This is a genomic window from Elizabethkingia bruuniana, assembly GCF_002024805.1.
Lineage (GTDB): Bacteria > Bacteroidota > Bacteroidia > Flavobacteriales > Weeksellaceae > Elizabethkingia > Elizabethkingia bruuniana.
Map to the genome: position 1 here is coordinate 460,133 of NZ_CP014337.1, position 21,006 is coordinate 481,138.

Annotated in this window: 20 protein-coding genes and 1 tRNA gene; 9 read left to right on the forward strand and 12 right to left on the reverse strand. The window is 32.6% G+C overall.

Annotated features, from left to right (window positions below; all coding sequences use genetic code 11):
* Positions 1-48: 48 nt before the first annotated feature.
* Together AYC65_RS02155 and AYC65_RS02160 are read left to right on the forward strand one after the other, a co-directional pair.
* A complete protein-coding gene (locus tag AYC65_RS02155) occupies positions 49-525 on the forward strand; it encodes a ribonuclease domain-containing protein (RefSeq protein WP_034871444.1) in 477 nt (158 codons plus the stop codon).
* Positions 526-632: 107 nt separating this feature from the next.
* Entirely contained in the window at positions 633-899 is a 267-nt protein-coding gene (locus AYC65_RS02160) for a GIY-YIG nuclease family protein (RefSeq protein ID WP_034871443.1), read from the forward strand.
* 103 nt (positions 900-1,002) lie between these two features.
* Here AYC65_RS02160 and AYC65_RS02165 read toward each other — a convergent pair whose 3' ends face one another.
* Positions 1,003-1,629, reverse strand: a complete 627-nt coding sequence (locus tag AYC65_RS02165; RefSeq protein WP_034871442.1) for an outer membrane beta-barrel protein — start codon at positions 1,627-1,629, stop codon at positions 1,003-1,005.
* A 369-nt stretch (positions 1,630-1,998) separates the two neighbouring features.
* On the opposite strand from AYC65_RS02165, the gene AYC65_RS02170 reads away from it, so the two are divergent.
* Positions 1,999-2,433 carry a GNAT family N-acetyltransferase gene (locus tag AYC65_RS02170; RefSeq protein ID WP_034871441.1) on the forward strand — a complete coding sequence of 145 codons (435 nt, stop codon included), beginning with the start codon at positions 1,999-2,001 and terminating at the stop codon, positions 2,431-2,433.
* A gap of 154 nt (positions 2,434-2,587) precedes the next feature.
* Here the strand turns inward: AYC65_RS02170 and AYC65_RS02175 are convergent, their stop codons facing one another.
* The 8 genes from AYC65_RS02175 to AYC65_RS02210 form a co-directional block, all read right to left on the reverse strand.
* Complete coding sequence (locus AYC65_RS02175; RefSeq protein WP_034871440.1) at positions 2,588-4,150, reverse strand: RagB/SusD family nutrient uptake outer membrane protein; 1,563 nt, start codon at positions 4,148-4,150, stop codon at positions 2,588-2,590.
* 12 nt (positions 4,151-4,162) lie between these two features.
* The gene (locus AYC65_RS02180; RefSeq protein WP_034871439.1) at positions 4,163-7,036 is read right to left on the reverse strand and encodes a SusC/RagA family TonB-linked outer membrane protein; all 2,874 of its coding nucleotides are present in this window, start codon (positions 7,034-7,036) and stop codon (positions 4,163-4,165) included.
* Positions 7,037-7,945: 909 nt separating this feature from the next.
* Positions 7,946-8,860 (reverse strand): NmrA family NAD(P)-binding protein, encoded by a 915-nt coding sequence (locus tag AYC65_RS02185; RefSeq protein WP_034871387.1) that lies wholly within the window; start codon positions 8,858-8,860, stop codon positions 7,946-7,948.
* On the reverse strand, positions 8,847-9,254 hold the full coding sequence (locus tag AYC65_RS02190; protein WP_034871534.1) for a rhomboid family intramembrane serine protease: 408 nt from the start codon (positions 9,252-9,254) through the stop codon (positions 8,847-8,849). Before AYC65_RS02190 ends, AYC65_RS02185 begins: the two co-directional genes overlap by 14 nt.
* 29 nt (positions 9,255-9,283) lie before the next feature.
* A complete protein-coding gene (locus AYC65_RS02195) occupies positions 9,284-10,267 on the reverse strand; it encodes a DUF6268 family outer membrane beta-barrel protein (protein WP_034871386.1) in 984 nt (327 codons plus the stop codon).
* 66 nt (positions 10,268-10,333) lie between these two features.
* Positions 10,334-11,224 carry a helix-turn-helix domain-containing protein gene (locus tag AYC65_RS02200; RefSeq protein ID WP_034871385.1) on the reverse strand — a complete coding sequence of 297 codons (891 nt, stop codon included), beginning with the start codon at positions 11,222-11,224 and terminating at the stop codon, positions 10,334-10,336.
* Between the two features lie 84 nt (positions 11,225-11,308).
* A complete protein-coding gene (locus AYC65_RS02205) occupies positions 11,309-12,364 on the reverse strand; it encodes a hypothetical protein (RefSeq protein ID WP_052114791.1) in 1,056 nt (351 codons plus the stop codon).
* 71 nt (positions 12,365-12,435) lie between these two features.
* The gene (locus AYC65_RS02210) at positions 12,436-13,302 is read right to left on the reverse strand and encodes an AraC family transcriptional regulator (RefSeq protein WP_034871384.1); all 867 of its coding nucleotides are present in this window, start codon (positions 13,300-13,302) and stop codon (positions 12,436-12,438) included.
* Between the two features lie 506 nt (positions 13,303-13,808).
* Here AYC65_RS02210 and AYC65_RS02215 point away from each other — a divergent pair.
* On the forward strand, positions 13,809-14,168 hold the full coding sequence (locus tag AYC65_RS02215; protein WP_034871383.1) for a hypothetical protein: 360 nt from the start codon (positions 13,809-13,811) through the stop codon (positions 14,166-14,168).
* 318 nt (positions 14,169-14,486) lie between these two features.
* Here the strand turns inward: AYC65_RS02215 and AYC65_RS02220 are convergent, their stop codons facing one another.
* A complete protein-coding gene (locus AYC65_RS02220) occupies positions 14,487-15,308 on the reverse strand; it encodes a DUF5694 domain-containing protein (RefSeq protein WP_059333784.1) in 822 nt (273 codons plus the stop codon).
* Positions 15,309-15,557: 249 nt separating this feature from the next.
* On the opposite strand from AYC65_RS02220, the gene AYC65_RS02225 reads away from it, so the two are divergent.
* The 5 genes from AYC65_RS02225 (at position 15,558) to AYC65_RS02250 (ending at position 20,374) form a co-directional block, all read left to right on the forward strand.
* Positions 15,558-15,914, forward strand: a complete 357-nt coding sequence (locus AYC65_RS02225) for a hypothetical protein (RefSeq protein ID WP_034871382.1) — start codon at positions 15,558-15,560, stop codon at positions 15,912-15,914.
* Positions 15,915-15,937: 23 nt separating this feature from the next.
* Positions 15,938-16,378, forward strand: a complete 441-nt coding sequence (locus AYC65_RS02230; protein ID WP_131828177.1) for a hypothetical protein — start codon at positions 15,938-15,940, stop codon at positions 16,376-16,378.
* Positions 16,379-17,071: 693 nt separating this feature from the next.
* Positions 17,072-18,496 carry a hypothetical protein gene (locus AYC65_RS21010; protein ID WP_236708670.1) on the forward strand — a complete coding sequence of 475 codons (1,425 nt, stop codon included), beginning with the start codon at positions 17,072-17,074 and terminating at the stop codon, positions 18,494-18,496.
* Between the two features lie 10 nt (positions 18,497-18,506).
* Complete coding sequence (locus AYC65_RS02245) at positions 18,507-19,382, forward strand: hypothetical protein (RefSeq protein ID WP_059333785.1); 876 nt, start codon at positions 18,507-18,509, stop codon at positions 19,380-19,382.
* A 65-nt stretch (positions 19,383-19,447) separates the two neighbouring features.
* A complete protein-coding gene (locus AYC65_RS02250; protein ID WP_078674622.1) occupies positions 19,448-20,374 on the forward strand; it encodes a hypothetical protein in 927 nt (308 codons plus the stop codon).
* Positions 20,375-20,423: 49 nt separating this feature from the next.
* Here the strand turns inward: AYC65_RS02250 and AYC65_RS02255 are convergent.
* Positions 20,424-20,495: transfer RNA gene (locus tag AYC65_RS02255), tRNA-Arg, on the reverse strand.
* Between the two features lie 7 nt (positions 20,496-20,502).
* Complete coding sequence (locus AYC65_RS02260; protein ID WP_034871531.1) at positions 20,503-20,955, reverse strand: SRPBCC family protein; 453 nt, start codon at positions 20,953-20,955, stop codon at positions 20,503-20,505.
* Between the last annotated feature and the right edge of the window lie 51 nt (positions 20,956-21,006).

Below are 21,006 nucleotides of genomic sequence, written 5' to 3' on the forward strand. Positions count from 1 at the left end.
CAAACCGTAGAATAAGATTAGCTTTGCGTAAATCATCAAAACAATTTTATGAAAGCAAAGTTTTTATTCATTGCTACTTTAGCAATTTTCACATTTTTTACGGGATGTAGTAACGATGACAGCAGGGCAGATTTAAATGCTTCAACTGTAGCATTAAGTGCAGAAGCCAAAGCTCAGATTGCAGCAGCTTCTGATATTTATCAGCTTACTAATGAGAATGTTGTTGTAGACTATGTAAAAAATAACAAAAAATTACCTAACTATTATGTTACCAAAAGCGTAGCTCAGAAAGCAGGCTGGGTAGCTTCAAAAGGAAATCTATGTACTGTATTGCCGGGGAAAGCCATTGGTGGAGATGTCTTCGGGAACAGAGAAGGGCTTTTGCCAAAAAAGACGGGCAGAACCTACTATGAAGCAGATCTTAATTACAACTGTGGAAACAGAAATGCGGATAGGCTGATTATGAGTAATGATGGGCTTGTTTATATAACAAAGGACCATTATCAGACTTTTACACAGAAGTAAATAACAACTTTAATAAAACAAGAACCTTTACCATTTCGGTGAAGGTTTTTTATTTCTGTATCAATGGACGGAAATTTATATAAGCTAAATTATGCTTAGCTTGCAGTATGAAGTTAGTTTCGGGGATTTATATTTTTTACTGTTCGGTAACTAAAGATGTATTTATAGACGCATCGGTTATTGTCCGGCAAAAAATAAAACACCATATCCGTATGCTAAAAGCGGGAGCTCATTCTAATAAAGAACTCCAGGATTTGTATAATACCTATGGAGCGGCAACTATACATTTTGAAATTGTTGACCGCAGTGAGGAGCAGTTTCATGCTGAAAAGCTAAAAGAAATTCAGGAGGAATTAAAGGCAAAAAAGCTTTAGACTTACAAAACTAAATTCTTATACAGAATATAATGAAAAAACATCTTTACCCTGAATTCAGGATAAAGATGTTTTTTTATTTATAAACTTACTATATGTTGGCTTAAAACTGATATCCTAAACCAAGAAGAAGCATACTAGGTCTGTTGTCATAGTTTATAGCTTTACCGCTTGTTTTATTGATGAATTTACGTTCATCTCTGGAAAACGAACCTTCATATCGGGCATTTACAATGATCTTGGAGATTTTCACATTTGCCCCGAATTGATAGCCTACAGATAATTTCCCGGATCCGTCGACTTCAAAATTTCCCGACTCTTTATTGTTTGACAGGTTAGTAGATAATACCGGTCCGGCGAAAACACTTACAGGTCCAATAACGTCAATACCTGCCAGTATCGGAATATCTATTCTTTGGCTCTTTGCCGAAATTTCAAAAATATCTCTGTTATCATAGTCTACATAAGTAACCTTACTTTTAAAGTTTGTATAGTAGATCTCAGGCATTAAAAATATCGGAGTAGCAGGCAGCTTGAATCTTGTTGAAAGTCCAATATTAAAACCGGCTACATCTTTTGGATTGGTAAAGGCATTTTTTGCTGTAGTACCGATAGCATTCCAGTTGGAAGATGAGGTGTTGAACAAGGCATTAACTCTTACTCCGATGCTAACCTGAGCCTGAGCTGCCATTCCGAAACATATCATTAACGGGATAAATATTTTTCTCATAATTATAATTGATTTATTACTTTAAATACGAAGTTTTATTTTCAACAACGGAGAATCTTTTGAATAGATTATTAAAAATTAAATCTATTTTTTAGAACATAAATTTTTCAGTAAAATTTACAGTTGATTCTGAATTGAAAATCAGGGCGTAAGTATGCAAATATTGTTCCTAAATAGCCTGAAATAGGCTATTTATTCCTGGATTTTGAAAATAATTATAAATTACAGAGATATGAATTTTATATTTTTTGAAAAATAGAATAATATTTTGCAGTATATCTGTATCTCAATGAAATATGAAAAGTGTGACCGGAATTTCATGAAGATTATATTTTACTTTGTATATCACAATACATAATAACAAATAGTATGGATGCGGTTATGGATTATAAAATAGAATCAGGATACGAAAATATGGATATTAATGCTGTTCATAATTTTTTGAGTAATAAGAGCTACTGGGCAAGTGGTATTTCTTTAGAAGCTGTAAAAAAATCCTTAAAATATTCTTACTGTTCAGGTGTCTTTCATGGTGATATTCAGGTTGGCTTTGGAAGGCTCATTACAGATTATACTACATTTGCTTATCTGGCGGACGTTTATATACTGGAAAACCATAGAGGTAGAGGGCTTGCTAAAAAGCTTATGGAACACATGATGAATTTAGAATGGACCGATAATTTAAGAAGAATTTTACTGGCAACTTTGGATGCTCATGACCTGTATCGGCAATTTGGATTTAATTCCCCTGTAAAACCTGAATCATTTATGGAAATAAACAGACCGGGAATATACAAGGGGTAAAATCTCTTTGTGTGATTAGATTGCACAATGTATATTGAGATTTACTGAATAGCATTGGAATAGATTTTTTGTGAAAAGAATCCCGGATGTCTAATCCGGGATCTTTTTTTAGGGTTTCGGGGTAGTGAAATATTAATATAAAATATGAATTATATTATTGATTTGCATAGCCAGTATTTTGTTGAATTGTTGGGTTTCCTTGTAATTCATCTCTCGGTATTGGTAATGTAAATCTATAATCATCAATTGATAATGTTATAGGTAAGGTTTTAGACATATCATCAACAATGCTTCGGTCAATAGATACTCCTGCTGTTTTTCCAAGTCTCCGTAAATCAATATAACGGTGTCCTTCGAAGGCTAGCTCCACCCGTCTCTCTTTTAATATGTCTTGCCAAGCCTGGGTTGAATTCGAATAAGTAGGTAGAGTAGTTGGACCTTGATAATTTCTGGCATCACGGATAGCTTTTAAATTTATAGCTACACCTGGGAAGTCATTATTAGAAGCAGCGCATTCTGCAAGTATTAGATACATTTCGGAGAGTCTGATTACCTTGATGTCATTTTTAAGTTGTAAAGCACCGGTATATTTGCCTGGGTATTTTTTAATGACTAATCCGTCAGAAGTCTTATAATCTACACTGGTTAAATAATTTGGGTCAATTTTTGAGGAAACATCCAAGTAGGCATATCGTCTGATATCCCCGGGAGAATTAGCAAGAATGTTGTATAGGTTTCTGCCCATATCCCAAATTACTGAACCTGTATAAGTTGATGTATTTGTTGTGTATAATGTTGCAATGTTCTCACTGGAACCAGTCAAAGGTCTGCTAAATCCAAAAATAACTTCACCTCTCGCTCCATCTTGTAGCATTTTGACATACGGGTTTGAAGAGCCATATGCGTTTAATGAAGTCCACCATGCTGTAGAGCCCGCTGTTCCTGCAGGGGCAGGTGTTGCAGGTGTTAGTGTTAAGCCAGATTGTGATATTACTTTTTGTGCGTAAATCTTAGCATTTGTATAATCACCTTTATAAGTGTAATATCTTGCTCTTATTGCATTAATAGCATTAATTGTAAAGTATAGGTAGTTTGATGCATTTTGATTTATGTTTTGTTCAGCAAAATTTAGATCATCTTCAATAGCTTTATATACTTCACTATTATTACTTCTCTGTGGTTTGTCATTTAAGGTAGGTATACCATTTACAATAATTACCCCTAAAGCATTCGGATCTTTCATGTTTGGTGAAAAATAAGAGAATAGGTCAAGATATGCTAAGGCTCTGGCTGCTCTGGCTTCTCCTAAAATTGAGTTGTATTTGCCAACTTCTGTTGTTGCTGGAGTGATTTTTTTTGCTCCTTCAAGTAAACGATTTACTCTGTTTATTACAAGATAATCATTTTGCCATATGGATGAAGCAAAAGCATTAGACGTTTCAATGTAGAATTGATGTGTGCCAGCGCTTGATATGTTGGAATTAGAAGGGCCTATCCCTACTTCGTCTGTGAATTGTGACGTGAATGAGATTTGATTGCTGTTATTTAAAGAGTTATATACACTCCCTTGTAAAAACATATCCATATCGTTTATAGTTGTCATTCCATTATCGATATTTAATTCTCCTTCCTGTATAATGTCTATAGCATCTCGACATGATGTATTTATAATTAATAAACTTGTAAGTAACCCTATATTTATTATTATGCGTTTCATAATTATTCTGATTTAAAATTCAATGTTAGTACCAATTGTAAAAGTTCTTGGATTTGGGTAAATGCTAAGTGCAGACGCTGTAATTCCTTCTGGATCCCAACCTCTCCATTTGCTCCATACGGCAAGATTTTCCCCTTGTATAAATACTTTTAAAGATTTAACAAATCCGTCTTTCAGCATTCCTCTAGGGATTGAATAGCCTATTTGTAGATTTCTGAACTTAATAAAAGAAGAATCATAAAGTAATCTGTCGGATAATGAACCGTAGTCGAGCGTATTAAGTGCTGGCATATCTGTATTGCGATTGTCCGGAGTCCAGGCTCTTAAAAGATCACTGGAGACATTATGGCCTGCGGCTGCGTAACTTGGTAGTGTCATCCAAGAAAGCATATTGTCATATTTCCAAATGCCTGCCTGAAAAGTAAAAGTAGCATCTAGAAAAAAGCCCTTATATTCTGCACTTAATCCAAATCCTCCCTGGTATTTAGGAAGTATACTTTTGCCTGTTAATCTTCTGTCGTTTTCTGTAGGAGTTTCTGTAATATTGCCATTGATATCTAAATATTGCATTTTTCCATTTTCCGGGTTAACACCTAGATAAGGAACCATGTTCCATTCATATATGGTTCTTCCAACCATTCTAACACGGCTTCCGGTAGTAACAGGAGATACAATACTTAGTAATCTGTTCTTATTATAGCTTCCATTAGCCCAAACTGATAATGAAACATCTTTTTTTCTTATGACATTATATCTTAATAATAATTCAAATCCTGAATTTTTCATACCTCCTTCATTTCCATTATAGGTATAAAAGCCATTTACAGCGGATGCTCTTCTACTTAGGTACATCTTGTCTGTCTTTTTCTCGTAGTAGTCGAAATTACCTTCTAATTTATTTTTAAATAATGCGAAATCCAATCCCACGTTAAATTGACTTAGTTCCTCCCACATTAAGGTTGGATTACCTATTGTATAATTGTATCCTGGGACATTATTGTACCCCGTGTTTGATACAACTAAATCTCTTGCAAGAGCTGGAGAGGCCAGTAGAGCATTGCTTCCTGCTGCTGGAGATACAATATTTTGATTTCCCATGGTTCCATAAGAAGCTCTAAGTTTCAATAATTGGATGTCCATGTCTTTCATAAAGGACTCCTTATTAATGTTCCACCTTCCGGCAACTGACCAAAAGGTGCCCCATTTATTATCTCCGACGAATCTATAAGAGCCATCTCTTCTTAATACTCCACTAAATCCATATTTGTCAGCATAATCATAATCTAATGTTCCAAAATATGAGAGTGTTCCTGCTGTAATTTTATTAGCGGATACGGATGGTACGTATCTTAATTGGTCGCCTGTAATATTGCTCACTGCAATATAGCCTCTTCCATTTCCTGGTTGCCATACTTTAGGATCAAGTCCATTTTGTGTACGTGAAGAATAATTGTAGTGATCCTTTAAGTAGTCTAAGTATAAACCAAAATTGAATGTATGTTTTTCGCCTAGTTGCAATTTGTAATTTGTGCTTGTTACTGAGTTGAATCCTAAGTCAAACCCGTTGGTAATGGATTCACTCCCTCCATATGGATTTGGAGTTATGGTTGTTGCCGAGGAAACAGATGTGATAACCCCACCGATAAACGACCAGGGAGCGGAGTAGCTTAAACCATTGGTTTGTTTAAAGTCTATTCCGGATTTATTTGTTACGGTCCAATTATCTGTTAGTTTTAATGTTCCAGTAATGCTTGCAAATATATTTAAGTCATTAATTCTGTTGCCTATGTTATTTTGGTTTAATGTATTTTCTAAAACATAAATATTGTTACCATTAGCATAATTTCTTCCTATTGCATTGTAAAGATCATATCCGTTGACGAACTGACCAGGCTTTAATGTAGGGTTTCCCATTGTGGCACCTAATAATGGGTTTTGTAAGGTTTGGTTATCAAGATTAGAATTGTCTTCCTGAGATAACTGTCTTCTTTTGGAATATGATATGCCTATATTGCTGGAAAAAGTGAATCTCTCATTTTTTGTTTTTCCATTGATATTGTTTCTCAATGAGAATCTTTGAAATTGAGTGCCTGGAACCATTCCGCCTTGTTCAAAATAACCTAATGAGGTATAGGAGTTTACGGTTTCTGATCCAAAGGTTGCAGAAATATTATGACTTTGGGTCATGGATGGTTTAAAGAAAACTTTTTCCCATTCTGTTGTAGGGGTGCTGGCTATTTGTTCATCAGTAAGTTTTAGAGCTGAGGCTATTCCCAGTCTTTTCTGGATGGTTAAAAGCTCAGGTGATGTTGACATGTTATATTTGTTATTTAACCCAAAGCTAACACCTGTGTTTCCTGAATAAGAAAGGGCAAAAGAAGATCTGAATTTTCCGGTTTTTGTTGTAACCATTAAAACACCATTAGCGCCTCTGTTACCATAAATGGAAGTAGCAGCAGCATCTTTTAGTACTGAAACAGATGCTATATCCTCAGCATTAATGTTTCGAAATTGATTTGCATTGGATATAATTCCGTCGATAACAATTAGAGGATCAGTACTTGCATTAATAGATGAAACGCCTCGGATTACCATGTCAATCTTTCCGGAACCGGGAGATCCTGAATTGGAATTAATCGATAAACCGGGAGCAGCCCCCTGTAATGAGTTTAGAAAAGATGCGTTTGGCCTGTTGGCTAATGTTTCTGATGTAACCATTGTGGTTGCTGATACATCTTTTGTTTTAGTGGACTTTCTATTGTAGCCCAGTACTACTACTTCATCAATGTCTTTTGTTTTAGTCGTGTCCGACTTCTTTTTTTGTGCTTGCACTCCGATTCCTAAGAAAAAGATTGTGCTGGCACTTAGAATGTAAAGTTTTTTCATATTAACAACATTTTAACTAATTGCAAATATGTTAATAATTTATTAAATTGAAAATAATAATTGATAATAATTTAGTGTAATATATGATATCTTAATAAGTATTGATTTGTATTTATGTATATATTGTTTTTGGTTTATTATTTATATTTTACTTAATTAAAATTTTTATCAAAAAAATATAATGTAATTAAAATTAAAAACATTAAATATTGATTTAAAAATTGTTTTGATTTGATTTTATTTATAGGATTTTAAATGTAAATTATTGATTATTATTTAATTATATATATTGTATTTATGTTTAGCTAATAGTTAGAGGATTGTGTTGTCGTTTTATTTTTTTTATTAAATTAATTTGTTTAAGTATGTTGGGTTAAATTTTGTTTTTTTTAATAAAATATTTATATTTTATATTTTAAATACTTAATTTGTTTTAATTGGTATTTATTTTTTCATTTTTATTGATGATAAGTAAATTATTTAATATGTAATCATTGTGTCTTCTATGGTTTGTTTATTGTAATATATTAACTTATATGTCTGTATTTAATGTATAAAATTACTTATTTAAATATAAATCTGTATTTTTATTAATTTTAATATTTTATTTATGTTGAAATATTAAAATGTAAGTTTTATATAAGTTTTTTTCTTGATAGAAGATATATTATCTGTTTTTTATAAAGTATTTGAAAGGTAAAATGTTGCTGTAGATAATTTTAAGTTTCTACAATCTAGTTATAATAAATTTTAAATATAATGTGAATGTATTATAGATTGTTATGTTAAATTTAGGATTGATAATTATCTGAGAATTTTTCTATATTTCTATATAAATACCATAGAGGTAAAATATTTTTCATTGTATTTATGGAAAGTGGATAGGGGTGAGTTTCACTATATAAGAATCTAAAACAATAATTTCCATAGCGGCTTTCTTTTAAAAAGATGCCGGGATTCCTGTAAGTATTCATCCATAATACGGGGCTTTCTTAAGATTAAGTTTGTAATAGTATCGCTTTCCGGTTCCGGAACTTTAATCGCCAGGTCATCGAGCTCTACGATATGAGAGGCCAGCCATTCCGGTAGCTTTGCTTTCTTTGTTAGCTGACTGAACAGCTCTTCCTGTGTAATATCTATATATTCTATTTTGCGGCCGGTTACATAAGAAAGCTTTTCTGCCATTTCTATATTTGTAATGGCTTGTGGACCTGCCAGAATAACAGAATGCTGTTTTACTTCCTCTGTTGTTAGTAGATAATTTATGGCTACAGCTGCTACATCACGGCAGTCAATGTAATTTCTTTTGGCATTACCTGAAGCTCCGTAAATCTTACCGAAATTCTGAATAGTAAATGTGTTCCGCTCCCAGTTTTGCATAAATGAATGAGGTCTCAGACAGCAGAATTCATTTATATTTTTTATAAGATAATTATCTATTGTATTATGCCACTCACTGACTTTTACAACGGCTGAAGGCTGAATTACAGGCGCAGAAAGTTTAATAATTCTTTTTACACCGCTTTGTCTGGCAGCATTGATTATATTAATTTCATATTCAACCTGATCCGGAGATGTAGCTGTGAGCAGAAATAGAGCATCAGCCCCGGAGCATGCTTCTTTAAGTTGTTTTATAGAATTAAGACTGGCGCTTACATAGGTTATATTTGACAGTGATGAGCTTATAGGTACAGGATAAGGGCGTTCAGGATTCCTAAGAACTCCCCGTATAATACAGTCATGGTATTTTAGTTGCTGCATTACTTCTCTTCCGACGGTACCTGTACAGCCAAAAACAACGATAACTGGTTTAATTTTTTTCATATCTATAATCTTTTATTTGTTGGCGAACTGTTATTATCGCTGCACCCAGAAAAGCTGAGAAAGTGATATTGAATCGTTCTGACGGGAGATTGGTGACGAAGGTAAAAGCTAATCCCAAAGCCATCATTAATAGTATGATTAATAAAGATCTTATCGATTTATTTCGTACTAAAATTCGTTTTGAACTTAGCTGCCTAAGTATGATACAGCTTAATATTGTTGATATCAAAGATGATAAACCTATCGTGCTGTAGCTTGCAGTCATCAGTTCTGTTTTCTGAAGAAAGTAGCCAGATAAAAAAGACATCAGAGCAGGAAATATATAAGAAGGCAAGGCTGTGGCAATCATGGATTGCATACTGAAATCTGAGGAAGTATGGTTTTTCTCTTTCATGATATTCATGTTACTTTTCCGTTGATTAATTATTTCTTCCCAATACGATAGGTGAGTGTTACTTTTCCGTAAGCCATATTAGAAACTGAAAAATTGTTTACGGTTTTCTGATTTATGTCAAATAACTCATAGCTGTTAAAAAGTCCTGCACCTCCCTGTACCTGTAACCATATTCCGCCTGCAATACGCTGGTTTAGCTGTAGTCCACCATGAATGGTAGAGAACTGAGCATAGTCGGCCTCTTTGCCATTGTAGCCACGAAAGCTTTTCAGTTTAAACCTTGCCCAGTCTATTGAACCGGCGAGACCAATCTGGGTATTCTGACTTATATTATAGAGCACATTTAGTCTTGGCCAGTAAAACTGAGCCAGCCATTTATTGTTTGTGCTCTTGTAGTCAATTGATATTCCGGGAGTAATTAAAGTTTCTCCGAAAGAATGAAGAGCATGAACGCCAACGCCTATTTCGAAATTTGATTCGGGACCAAATTTCTTTGATACACCGAGAATTCCGTCGAGAACCAGATTGTCAAAAGATACGGACTTTTCTCCCGCAAGTGCAGGCATAGCGATTGCCAGAACAGACCATTTTTCTGAGATCGGATGTCGGATAATTATTGTGGGTTTTATTTCCTGAATTCTTTTCAGTCGGTTAGGATCCTCTATACTATTATTGTCATAATTAAAATCCATTAGTCGGTAATTCAGATTCCCGAAAATACTGGTCTTTCCAATTTTAACGTGAGGGATTGGTATCCATGCATCATAGGTATTCAATCGGAATTTATTTTCCGGATCTGGACTTTCAGTTGGTAAGTCTTTGAATGTTGCTTTGCTATGGCTAGTGACAGATATTCCGCCAATATCCTGAATAATCTGAGCATGAATTTTACCCGAAAAGAAAAAGGTGAAAAGAACGGCTAAACAAAAATATAACCACTTAGGTGTTGCACTTTGTTTGCCATAAAGAGGAGCTTTATAATCTCCATTTTTAAGAATTAATAATGTTTTCATTTTCTCTGTATTTAATGATACAAAGATGGACTGAAAACAAAGGCGGCTTTAAAACTAAACCACGCTTTACCCGGACAAATCTTGCATAAAAGATGTTCGGTATTCTGACGGTGTTACTCCGGTTATTTTTTTAAAGAGGCGTCCAAAATAGCTTGGGTCACCATAATTAAGTTCAAAAGCAATTTCTGAAATACTTTTGGTAAGATCCTGCAAAAGCAACTGGCTTTGCAGGATATTTACTTTATTGATCCATTCTTTTGGCCTCTCGCCAATAGTTTCTTTTATACACCGGTGAAGGTAATTTTCAGAAACAGATAAAGCATCGGCATAAAAAAGAACCGATTTATGTTCCAAATAATTTTTATAAACCAGTTCTTTGAAACTAAAGGTGATCTCGGCACTTCGGTTCATATTTTTATTAAGCTCTTTAGCTGAGGTAAAGATTTTCTGGAGACCTGCCTGGAAAAGAGAATAGCAGATACCGAGATTTGGATCTGGTTGATAAATCTCGGTAGTTAATAATTCGAATAAAGAGTTGAGCCATATACTGCTTTCCTTCGGCAGATGAATAACCACATTCGCAGAGAAAAGTTTAATCAATTCTTGTTTGGACAAGAGTTGGTTTAGTGTCTGATCCTCGAATAAGATCATGTGTCCGGCAGCATCAGGACTTACCTCTACCAGCGAAGTCACGTTTCCCTGCCGTACAAATAAGATTTCATCCTCCTTTATGGGAACCAGATTAGCGTCCACCTGCTGTTTTGCATTTCCTTTGGTAATATGCACGATGAAATTGAATTCGGGTCTGTGCAATGGCGTGGGAACTTTAATGAAACCCGATGTTTTGGCTATATCATGTACCTGAATAGGGGTTTTTAAAATTGCAAAGTCAGAGGATATCTCCGGCATATACTGCCCTCTGAAATCTGTAGGAGTTATTCTCTTTATTTTAGCCATAGCACAAAGTTAATCGCATATCACATATAATGCTATAAATGTTTTATGAAAAAATGCTAAGATCTTTTTATTAAATTTCATTGGTTATTGATTCTTTTTAAAAAGTCCCGCCATTAAATTTGAGCCAACTGAACCTTCTGCTAATTGCAGGTAATTGCGCTTACTTTGATCTTTTTCAATTTTTATAGTTCCGGTGGTTTGTACATTTTTCATTTCCAGAAAATCTGTTGCAGTTGCATCACTATCGCTTAATGGGCCGCTTCCATATCCTGCCAGCTTGTTGTAGTCAGTAAAAATACAATCAGAAGCTTTATATCGGTTTTTGCTTCCTTTCTCCCGGATCCATATTGTACTGGTACTTGCTATGATATTATTATGGAAATCAAAATCGTCTCCACTGGTACCTTGTGTAGTCCAAACGCCACAAAAATAACCACCATATACCAACGAATAACGCATAGCGCTGCGGCTACCGGTTCCGCCATTATTTTTCCAGAAAACAACCGGAATTTTACAGTTAAAGAAAACGCAATGATCGATTACCAGACCGTAGCCATTGGCTATAACCCCTACATGCAGTGGTAGTACATCAGTATTCCCGGCAAACAAGCATTGTGTCACGAGCAGATCATCCAGGTTTTTTCCTTCCCGCCAGATAGGATAAGAACGACGTAGGTTTGCACCATCTATATAAGAGTAATCCGGACTGCCGGTAAAGCGTAAGCCTTCAATGGTAACATGACTCACTTCTGGTTGTATACCCTTCGCTTCTTCTCCGCCAATACCTGGTTCAAGTGGTATAGCAGTTACTACAACCGGCATTTTTTGAGGAGTCCAATCGGAATCGTCAGGCATAATATCCGCACGAATGACAAGGCGGTTTGTCTGGGTATATTTGTCATTGTTGAATACAACGGTTTGAGTTAATAAGTGTATTCCTTCTGAAAGAAAGATTGTAGTTGCTTCGAGCTTTTTGTTTAAGTTTACACGTTTTGAAGCCTCCATAATGGTTTTTAGCGGTTGTGACTTCGTCCCGGAATTACCGTCATTACCAGTCTTGGGATTAACATATAATTGTTCTGCGTGTACTAAGGCTATGCTCATTACAAATAATAGAAAACTAAATGCGTATTTTTTCATATTCCATTTTTTTGTAAAATTAGGAACAGTCTTAACTTATAAAAAGGTCATTTTACCTTTAAAAAGGTCATTTATATTTTCTTTCGGTATTGTTGTGGGGTAATACCTGTGAATTTTTTGAAGAAACGATTAAAGTTAGACGGATCTGAAAAACCAAATTCATAGGCAATTTCTTTTGCTGATTTGTTTTGATAAAGCTGTTTCTTTATTTCTGAAATCAGCTTGTAATGGATCATTTGTTGAGTGGATAATCCACTAAATTGTCTGCAGATTTTATTAAGAAATCCTGTACTGATATTGAGCATTTTTGAATAGGCATCAACACTTCGGTCATCTACGAATTTCTTCTCCAGTAAAGACCGGAATCTGTAAAAATCTGAATGAATATAGGTGTCTCTCTGAACATTGTGAATACAGGCGTAATATCGATTGAGAATTACAAGTAATTGATATAAAAGCGATCTGATCAAATGATTGCTGTCATTCTGAAGCTGTCCGAATTCCTGCTCTATTCCATGTACCAGTTCCAGACATTTTTCAAATGATTCATCCGGTATCCGGATTGCGGTGGGATGTGAATATTGATGAAAGTATTGAAACCGATACAGAAATAATTCGTCCGAGAAAAAAAGATGAAGAAAGTCTTTGTCAAAGAATAGAGTATAACCCTTAACCTTTTCTTCAATTTCCCAGCAACGTACTTGTCCGGGACTTGTAAAGATAATAGTTTGCGGAGCTATCAGTACCTTATTTTCGTCCAATGTAAAAGTTCCGCTTCCTTCTTCGATAAAAATTACTTCGTAAAAACTAAGTTGGTGCAACGTATTATCTAAAACATAATTATTCAAGGTCTCAATGCGTCCGATATCCAACAGCAGCTCCTGACCATACTTGCATGGAAGAAAATGATAAGTTTTAATTTTTGTCACTGAAGCCATTTCTGTTTACTATTTCTTTTCGCTCTTAAAGATGAGTTAAAAATACAAATTTCTGTTACTTATTATCATTGAAGAATTGGTGAATTAGAATTATAAATCCAAGGGCATTTTTAGCATATATTAGTTTTCTGAAATTGATTACAGTTATGATATATGGCACAAAGTCAATAGTCTATATCATACAATGGAATATTTAATCTATAAAAAAACTACCTGATCTTTTGTAATTAAACTTTGATATATTTTAAAATTTGAAAATATGTAGCAAAAATTCTTCATAAATGTAGTATTATGTGTAATTTTATTCCTTTGTTCCTGAAATATATTTATTGAGTGTAAAAGCATCGAGAAGATAAAATAAAGGTACTACTGCGAAGCTGAATTCCTGCTTGAAACTAGTTTTAGACAGGCTGCTTTAGAATAAAGAAAAAACTATTGCAATATGTAAAACAACGAAGAGTATTGTAATTTTGGCTTCTGCATAAATTAATAAAAAGATAAAATGTATGAATTATAAACTTGAACTTAATGCACAAGGATCAGGTTCTAGTCTTGTTTTTAACAATATTATGTTTGATTCGTTCAAAGTTAATATTGTTGAAAGACATATTGGGTCAATGCGTTCTGAATTGAAATTTCACCATGTGTTATTTAAAGTAAGAACATTGGATGATGCTATTATTAAAACTAAAAATGGCAATAATCGAATTATGATAAAAGGAGAGGAATTGGTTACATATGAAAGACTAGTGAAAGCGTTGGGTTCATATGAATATAGAAACAAGCTGATTAACAGGAAAGCCGTGGATGAAGATTATGTTCACTTTATTTTGAGCTTGGTTATTTCCAACTATACACTCAACTAATACTTTACGGATAAATTTTCATATTCAATTAATTTTATTGGGAATGTGATACTTCGGGTATCGCTCTCTTATGTTTTTTTAAGTTCTTAATTTGAGGACTTAAGATTTTTTGTTTTTTAATATCAGTTTAGGGTACTTAGTTCATGGTGGAATATGCATGGAGATAATCATCACGGGGTATTGATAGATTTGTCTATATTCCAGAAAAGGGAATAGTTGGCGGCTCTTATAATTTTTATTTTAGAAGCCAATACTGTGGAAAAGTAACCACTATAATAGTATTTAAGATGTAATACTCAATAAGGTCTGATTAGAATTTTATTTTAAATATTTGAATACATTTTCAATTTTATATTTTGGGCTTCTTTTCAAAAAATCCATAAAGAATGCTGTATGCGTTCCCCCCATCAAGATGAATATCTTATCATTTTTATTTATTGGAATTTGATTTAGATTTGAAAACATAACTAAATTTCTATGGTAAAATTTACCAGCTTCATCAGCACCTTCGGCATTTCCTTTACTTGAAATATAAGTTAATAAATCGGCATTCATATTAATTAAACTCTCCAAATATTGGGGATGATTGTTTAATCTGAATAAATCATAAAATGGTATTCCTTTTTCTGGATTTTTATTTTCGTTTTCATCGCTCAATTTCCAGTACTTATTTATAGTTGTTTTATCTATACTGTTTTTTACACTTATATTATAATTATAACTTTCTTTAAAATCAATTCCATATATTTTTTTAGCACCACTTAATCGTCCTACTTCATATGCTAAAAGCTCACGTTCATCAGGGTTTTTAAATTTTTTATTTGGGTTTTGAAGATAGTCTAAATATGAAGATTGTCGTATACTGTCATATTTAGGCAAACTTTCTATAACAATTATTGTTGGCTTAAATTCTGCTAATAATTTTGCAAGTTTTTTTATTTCAAGCTGATTTTTTTTGTCATTTTCATCAAACTCTGTAGAGTTTGCATCAGAAGTCTCTCCCATATGAAAAGTAGCTACATTCAAAACAGGTATTACATCATCAAATTTTGTTTTGTAAATATTTGTTTTCTCATATGATTCCTTTTGAGCATACAAATTCAGATTCAGTAAAATAAATAAAATAAAAATTAGTCTCATATTTAGACTTTAGTTTGATTATAAGTTTATGGAGAAAGGTTTTTCCTTTATTATATTCTTTTTAAGAATGTATACTAATATATAAATTATTATCAAAAAGGTTCTGAAAATATAACACTAATATGTGAAAAAGTATATTGAGTACCCACTATAATACTATTTAAAGGTATACACTCATGGGGTATGATTATAATGGGTATATTTTGATATTAAATTTTATTATATATTTATCATATCAAAAGCATAAATATGAAAAAAATATTTAAATTCTCTGTAGTATTAGGGTTTTCGTTATTCTCACACGCTCTATTCGCTCAAACAAGTAGTGATGGAAAGACTGATGATCGTTTCAAATTTAAAAGTAAAAATATAATAACTAGTAAAATTTTACAAGTAACCAGATTTACTAACGATGTGTCACTGGATAGTCCATTTATAAGTTTTAATGGAGCTGATCAGGTGATTTATGATGTGAAAGATCAAAAAATCGAAATTCTAAACAGTAAAAACTTTAAGGTCAAAAAAGTATCTTCAGTAAGTAAGAACCTAAATAATAAAGAAAATTTAATAACATACTATATTAAGGAAGATAAACTTGTTATGTAATACATAATAAAAGCAATAATCCTATGAAAAAGTATATTTTACTGTTTATTTGCCTTGTATCTACTGTGTTTATTAGTTGCCATTCATCAAAAAACAATGATTTAGATAGTATTCTCCAGACAGTTTCCAAAGATGTACTTCCTGAACCGTTTTATTATAGCAGTTTCTTCAGTAAAAACCATATTTTCAAAGAGAAAAACTATTTTACAAAGGACGAGTTATTAAAAAGTGAAAAAGATAATTTCTGGTTTCTATACAGCATCTCTTATAAAGATAATGAAGCTGATGTAGACATATTAAGAGTTAAAAACGGATCTTTTAATAAATATAAGCTGACAAAACATAACGGAATTTGGCAAATTACAAATAAAGAAGAATCTCAGACAAAAGTAGGTGAAAACGAAGGTACTTTATTATATATTGACATTAGAAACAAGCTCGGCAAACCATTAACTAGTGATTAATACAGTTTAGTTGCTGGGGAGGTAAGGTAAGATAATATTAACACTTAAAAATTTTTAAATTATTATAGTATCAATAAATATTTAAAGTTTACTGATTTAACTTGCCTTCTTACCCAGATTCTTCCTATGACTTTCTAACAGTTCTTTTATGTAATGCGGTGTGTTAGAGGCTTAAAATCGCTCCCATAAAAACAATACTGACTGAAACTGTACTGTTGTTATGCTCTCCAAATCGATTTTAAATATGATTTAGGGCAGCTACTAAAGGTATTTTGCCTTTTTAAGGGTATAAATACTAAATATCGGACCTGCAATAGGAATTAGAATTGAAATAATAAACAGCATAAGTTTATTGCTCTCATTCTTTTCTCGTAAAATAAGCCAACAAGAATATAAAAACAATACCAGTCCTAGTATTAAAAATACAGGTAATATCCCCAGATAAATAAGTTCTTTATTTGAAAACTCCATAATAATACTTGCTAATTTCTGAAAGTTAATACTTTTTTCATTTGTAATTCCAACCCTTATTAAAATTATTACATCTATAGTATTAAACTGCCATCAGTAGGTTTTTACTAATCATGAAAAGAATATAATACTAATTTTATATCAATTTATGGTAAACCATAATGTAAATATGAATTTTCATTATATATTTAACCCATTAAAAAACATAAAATCACAAAAAGTATGAGAAAAAAAATACTCTTTGCTCCATTATGGGGAATCTTTGCTTTATCCTTATTATCATCTTGTCGTACTGAAGATGGCGCTATTACCCAAAAACAAATAGAAGACAAGCGTTTTGCAGTTTTTGTTCCTAAGTCTGGAAAATCAGTGAATTATGCTGACGGTTTCGCATTCCTCATGAAGAGGTATGATAATGTAAATGGTACAAATATTTCAGGAATTAACAATACCACAAAAGCTAACCTTAATGCTAGTGTCAATCCTTTATTTCAAAATACTGGTAGTTATGTAGAGTTTAAAGTTCGATCCTATATTATGAAGGAAGAGAATGGTGAGAAATGGATGATATTCCCAAGAGTGGAAAATAATCAGGTTATCGGCTTGATTATGTGTACTCTTAAAGAAAAAGAAACATTTATTGCCTTCGATGAGATTAAAAGTGACAGTGATTACTACAAACAACTCCTTCCTTTGTTTCAAGAAGCTTTTAATAGATATAACAGGAGAAAAGGTTCTTTAGCTTTAAATGCTAGTATTAAACCTATGGCAATAGGGGGTGGAGGAGAAACCGAAAATCCTGTAGAAGGTTGTGGAGATGATGTTCAACAATGTGGGAGTATTGAAGAAGTAGTTGTTCCAGGAAAACCTAACAAACCTAAAGACCCTCCATCAAAACCAGTAGGAGCATCGTCTTGTGATAGCTTAAGTCAATGCCCTCCTCCTACAGATGAAGGTGGAGGAGGTGGCGGCGGAGGTGGGTATTTTCCAAATCTGCCCCCACAAAAAATAGATTATGAACAACTAAAAGACTTTCCATGTGCTTATGCATTAGCTCAACAATTGACTAATGAAAAAATTGGAGGTGATCTGGCAAGACTTTTAAAAGAAACTTTTGGTGCAAACGAAAGGGTGAACATAAATTTTATTTCATCTAATAGTGAATTTCTAGGGAAAACGACTTCAGGAGGATTTAGATTCATAGGAGATGCAAATAATTTTAATGGTAACGTTTATCTAAATAAAGAAACTCTATCTAATGCAACTCAGAATTTCCTTCTTGCAACATTATATCATGAAGTAGTTCATGGGTATTTGTATTATGAACTTAACCGATTGGGAGAATCTCAATTCAATATAAAATATCCTGAAATGGAAAGTTATGATGTTAAACTTGGAGATGGAACGACAATTAAAAAATTTTTGTTTATCGGTCCTGATCAAAATCATAATAGGATGGGTCCGTTTATAAGTGGAATTGAACAAGCTGTTCTTAACTTTGATCCATCTTATCCTGCAAACAGAGCGGAAGCTTTGGCTATGGGAGGGTTAATAGCACCTAACTCTTTACCTCCTGGATATAATAGTATAGATTCACACGAGGCAGAAGGATCTACCGCAGCTATGGGAAAAAAATGTTCAAAATAAAATTTACCTTATGAAAAGATTTATCCGTAACATTTCTATTATTTTACTGTTATTTATTACACAGCTTTTGTATTCTCAAAAAAAAGATCAAAATATAATTTCTTTAGATAGCCTAATAAATTTATATAAAGGAGAAATACTAAAAGTAAATGCATTTAATCTGAATACAAAAGACTTATATGGAATTGATAAAAATGTGGAACTATATAATGTATTTATAGACAGTGAGTCTTTGTTTTTAATATCAGTTCTTCCAGATTTAAAGAGTAAGGAAAACTGGACAGCTGTAGGCGTTAATAATATTAAAGACAAAATTCTCACACGTTCTCAAACTAAGAATTTTATAAATAAGATAAAAAACAATAATACTTCAGATAAAAAGACAATGTCATACAGTCTACTTATCAATAAAGATGGTAAATATTATACTTCAAAAAATACTCTTGTAGAATTTTTTTATATAAATAATTTTCCTTCTCCATTCATTCCTTCTTATGGAACGATAAACATTAATCAACCACTAGTTACAATGAAAGATATGGAGACTATATATAGGAAAATCAAGCCAGATAAAGGTTTTCCTCCCTCCATAAAAAGTACTGATGTATCTTTTCCGTTTATGATTTATGCAAGAAATTATATGTCTAAAATATATGAGATTAAGAGAGATAAAGCATATCAATTTTGGACTTTTGATAATTGGAGAACGGCTGATTTTATGGCTTATTACAGAGGAATTGATAGGTTTGTATACATTCCAGAAAAGGGTATTATAGGAGGTTCATTTGATTTTTATTTTTCATTTAATGCTTCGAATGATCTATTTAAAAAAATAGAAAACAATATCATTAATGAAAAAGTAATGATTGCTGAAGAGTTAAAGTAACAGTATAAAGGCTTGGATTTAGAATCTGAGCCTTTTTTTATAACGAACGACTATTAATTAGCATTATGAAAAAGCTTATTTTATTCCTATTAACGTTATGTTTTTATATGATTTCTGCTCAAAAATATATTTTGTTAGACAGTTTGGAAACTAAACCTAAAGAATATACACTAAAGACAAAAGAGTTATATGGTATAGATAAGAAAATTACTATATATAATGTTTTTAGTAGTAGCAATATGATAGTATTATTTACGGTACTCCCCCAATATGAAGCCAAAATATATAAGATGGAAAATACCGATTATGAAAAGTTGGCAAATATTATAGGCACAACAAAAATAGAAAAACAAAAAAAAGAAGATGTCAATTGGGAGAAAGTAGATTATGATAAGATTAAAGATAAAATTAGAAAAATATGGAATATTGAAAGTGACATGATGTCTGAATGGGGGTGGAATATTACACCAGAGAAAAAGACATTTGAATATCGAGTAGTAAAAAAAATAGGAGAAGATTATTATGCAGCAAAGAATTGTTTGACTGAGGTTTTTAGCATTGAAAGTCCTAAATATCCAATAATTACACCATATGGAACGATCAATATTACAGAACCTAAAGTTACCATTAAAGAAATGTTGGAAGTTTTTAAAAAACAATATCCAAAAGATGTATTTCCGTTAGATATTTGGGAAAAGAGCCAACCAAGAGGAGGCGATGGAGTATATACTGTTCGGAATTATATTTCCAGAGAATATAAAATAAAAAATGATAATGCTTACCAATTCTGGACATTGGATTCTTGGTGGAGCATGCATGGAGATAATTATCATAGAGGAATTGACAGATTTGTATATATGCCAGGAAAAGGAATTGTTGGTGGCTCTTATGATTTTTATTTTAGAGATCCTAGAGGCTTTAGGATAGCTGATACAGTATTATGGCAAAATATCATCAATGAAAAAGTAATGATTGCTGAAGAGTTAAAATAAATATATAAAGGCTTGGATTTAGAATCTGAGCCTTTTTTTGCTTATTTTGTAGCCCCGAGCAGAATCGAACTGCTATCTAAAGTTTAGGAAACTTCTATTTTATCCATTAAACTACGGGGCCAGAAGAATTATTTAGGAAACCTGTCTTTTACAAGGTTGAGTTCAATGCCGTGTTCCAAATAGGCTTTTAAGCCGGCAAGTACTAAGGTAAAACCTTCAGTGGAATCGCGGACAGCAGAGAGAACTGTATCCTCGTCACCTGTAAAATTACTGTTAATTACAGAAACAAAAGTGTTGTTTCCATGTTCAGAGAAGGTCCACACAACCGGAGTTTTTTCTTCATAATTGCCCCATAATATCGATATTTTCTGATTGGGCTGAAGCTCTGTTACTTCTATATCTACATCAACGTTGTACATTTCCCATGTCCATGTAATATTTTTATTTTCATCAAGTCTTCCGGAACTTTTGGTAAACCAGAATTTAGTAGTGATTTCAGGATTTATAAAAGCTTCGTAAACTTCTGCAATAGGTTTTCTAATTAGCATTTCTGCTTTTGCATAGCGGTTATTATTTTCCATTGTTGTCATTTTTGTAAACCTAAATTTAAAACATAATTTTCAATCACTTTC

Bases quoted from the DNA above. Each gene is read 5' to 3' on its own strand.
- AYC65_RS02155 (WP_034871444.1), top strand. From the start codon at position 49: ATGAAAGCAAAGTTTTTATTCATTGCTACTTTAGCAATTTTCACATTT.
- AYC65_RS02160 (WP_034871443.1), top strand. From the start codon at position 633: ATGAAGTTAGTTTCGGGGATTTATATTTTTTACTGTTCGGTAACTAAA.
- AYC65_RS02165 (WP_034871442.1), bottom strand. From the start codon at position 1,629: ATGAGAAAAATATTTATCCCGTTAATGATATGTTTCGGAATGGCAGCT.
- AYC65_RS02170 (WP_034871441.1), top strand. From the start codon at position 1,999: ATGGATGCGGTTATGGATTATAAAATAGAATCAGGATACGAAAATATG.
- AYC65_RS02175 (WP_034871440.1), bottom strand. From the start codon at position 4,150: ATGAAACGCATAATAATAAATATAGGGTTACTTACAAGTTTATTAATT.
- AYC65_RS02180 (WP_034871439.1), bottom strand. From the start codon at position 7,036: ATGAAAAAACTTTACATTCTAAGTGCCAGCACAATCTTTTTCTTAGGA.
- AYC65_RS02185 (WP_034871387.1), bottom strand. From the start codon at position 8,860: ATGAAAAAAATTAAACCAGTTATCGTTGTTTTTGGCTGTACAGGTACC.
- AYC65_RS02190 (WP_034871534.1), bottom strand. From the start codon at position 9,254: ATGAAAGAGAAAAACCATACTTCCTCAGATTTCAGTATGCAATCCATG.
- AYC65_RS02195 (WP_034871386.1), bottom strand. From the start codon at position 10,267: ATGAAAACATTATTAATTCTTAAAAATGGAGATTATAAAGCTCCTCTT.
- AYC65_RS02200 (WP_034871385.1), bottom strand. From the start codon at position 11,224: ATGGCTAAAATAAAGAGAATAACTCCTACAGATTTCAGAGGGCAGTAT.
- AYC65_RS02205 (WP_052114791.1), bottom strand. From the start codon at position 12,364: ATGAAAAAATACGCATTTAGTTTTCTATTATTTGTAATGAGCATAGCC.
- AYC65_RS02210 (WP_034871384.1), bottom strand. From the start codon at position 13,302: ATGGCTTCAGTGACAAAAATTAAAACTTATCATTTTCTTCCATGCAAG.
- AYC65_RS02215 (WP_034871383.1), top strand. From the start codon at position 13,809: ATGAATTATAAACTTGAACTTAATGCACAAGGATCAGGTTCTAGTCTT.
- AYC65_RS02220 (WP_059333784.1), bottom strand. From the start codon at position 15,308: ATGAGACTAATTTTTATTTTATTTATTTTACTGAATCTGAATTTGTAT.
- AYC65_RS02225 (WP_034871382.1), top strand. From the start codon at position 15,558: ATGAAAAAAATATTTAAATTCTCTGTAGTATTAGGGTTTTCGTTATTC.
- AYC65_RS02230 (WP_131828177.1), top strand. From the start codon at position 15,938: ATGAAAAAGTATATTTTACTGTTTATTTGCCTTGTATCTACTGTGTTT.
- AYC65_RS21010 (WP_236708670.1), top strand. From the start codon at position 17,072: ATGAGAAAAAAAATACTCTTTGCTCCATTATGGGGAATCTTTGCTTTA.
- AYC65_RS02245 (WP_059333785.1), top strand. From the start codon at position 18,507: ATGAAAAGATTTATCCGTAACATTTCTATTATTTTACTGTTATTTATT.
- AYC65_RS02250 (WP_078674622.1), top strand. From the start codon at position 19,448: ATGAAAAAGCTTATTTTATTCCTATTAACGTTATGTTTTTATATGATT.
- AYC65_RS02260 (WP_034871531.1), bottom strand. From the start codon at position 20,955: ATGGAAAATAATAACCGCTATGCAAAAGCAGAAATGCTAATTAGAAAA.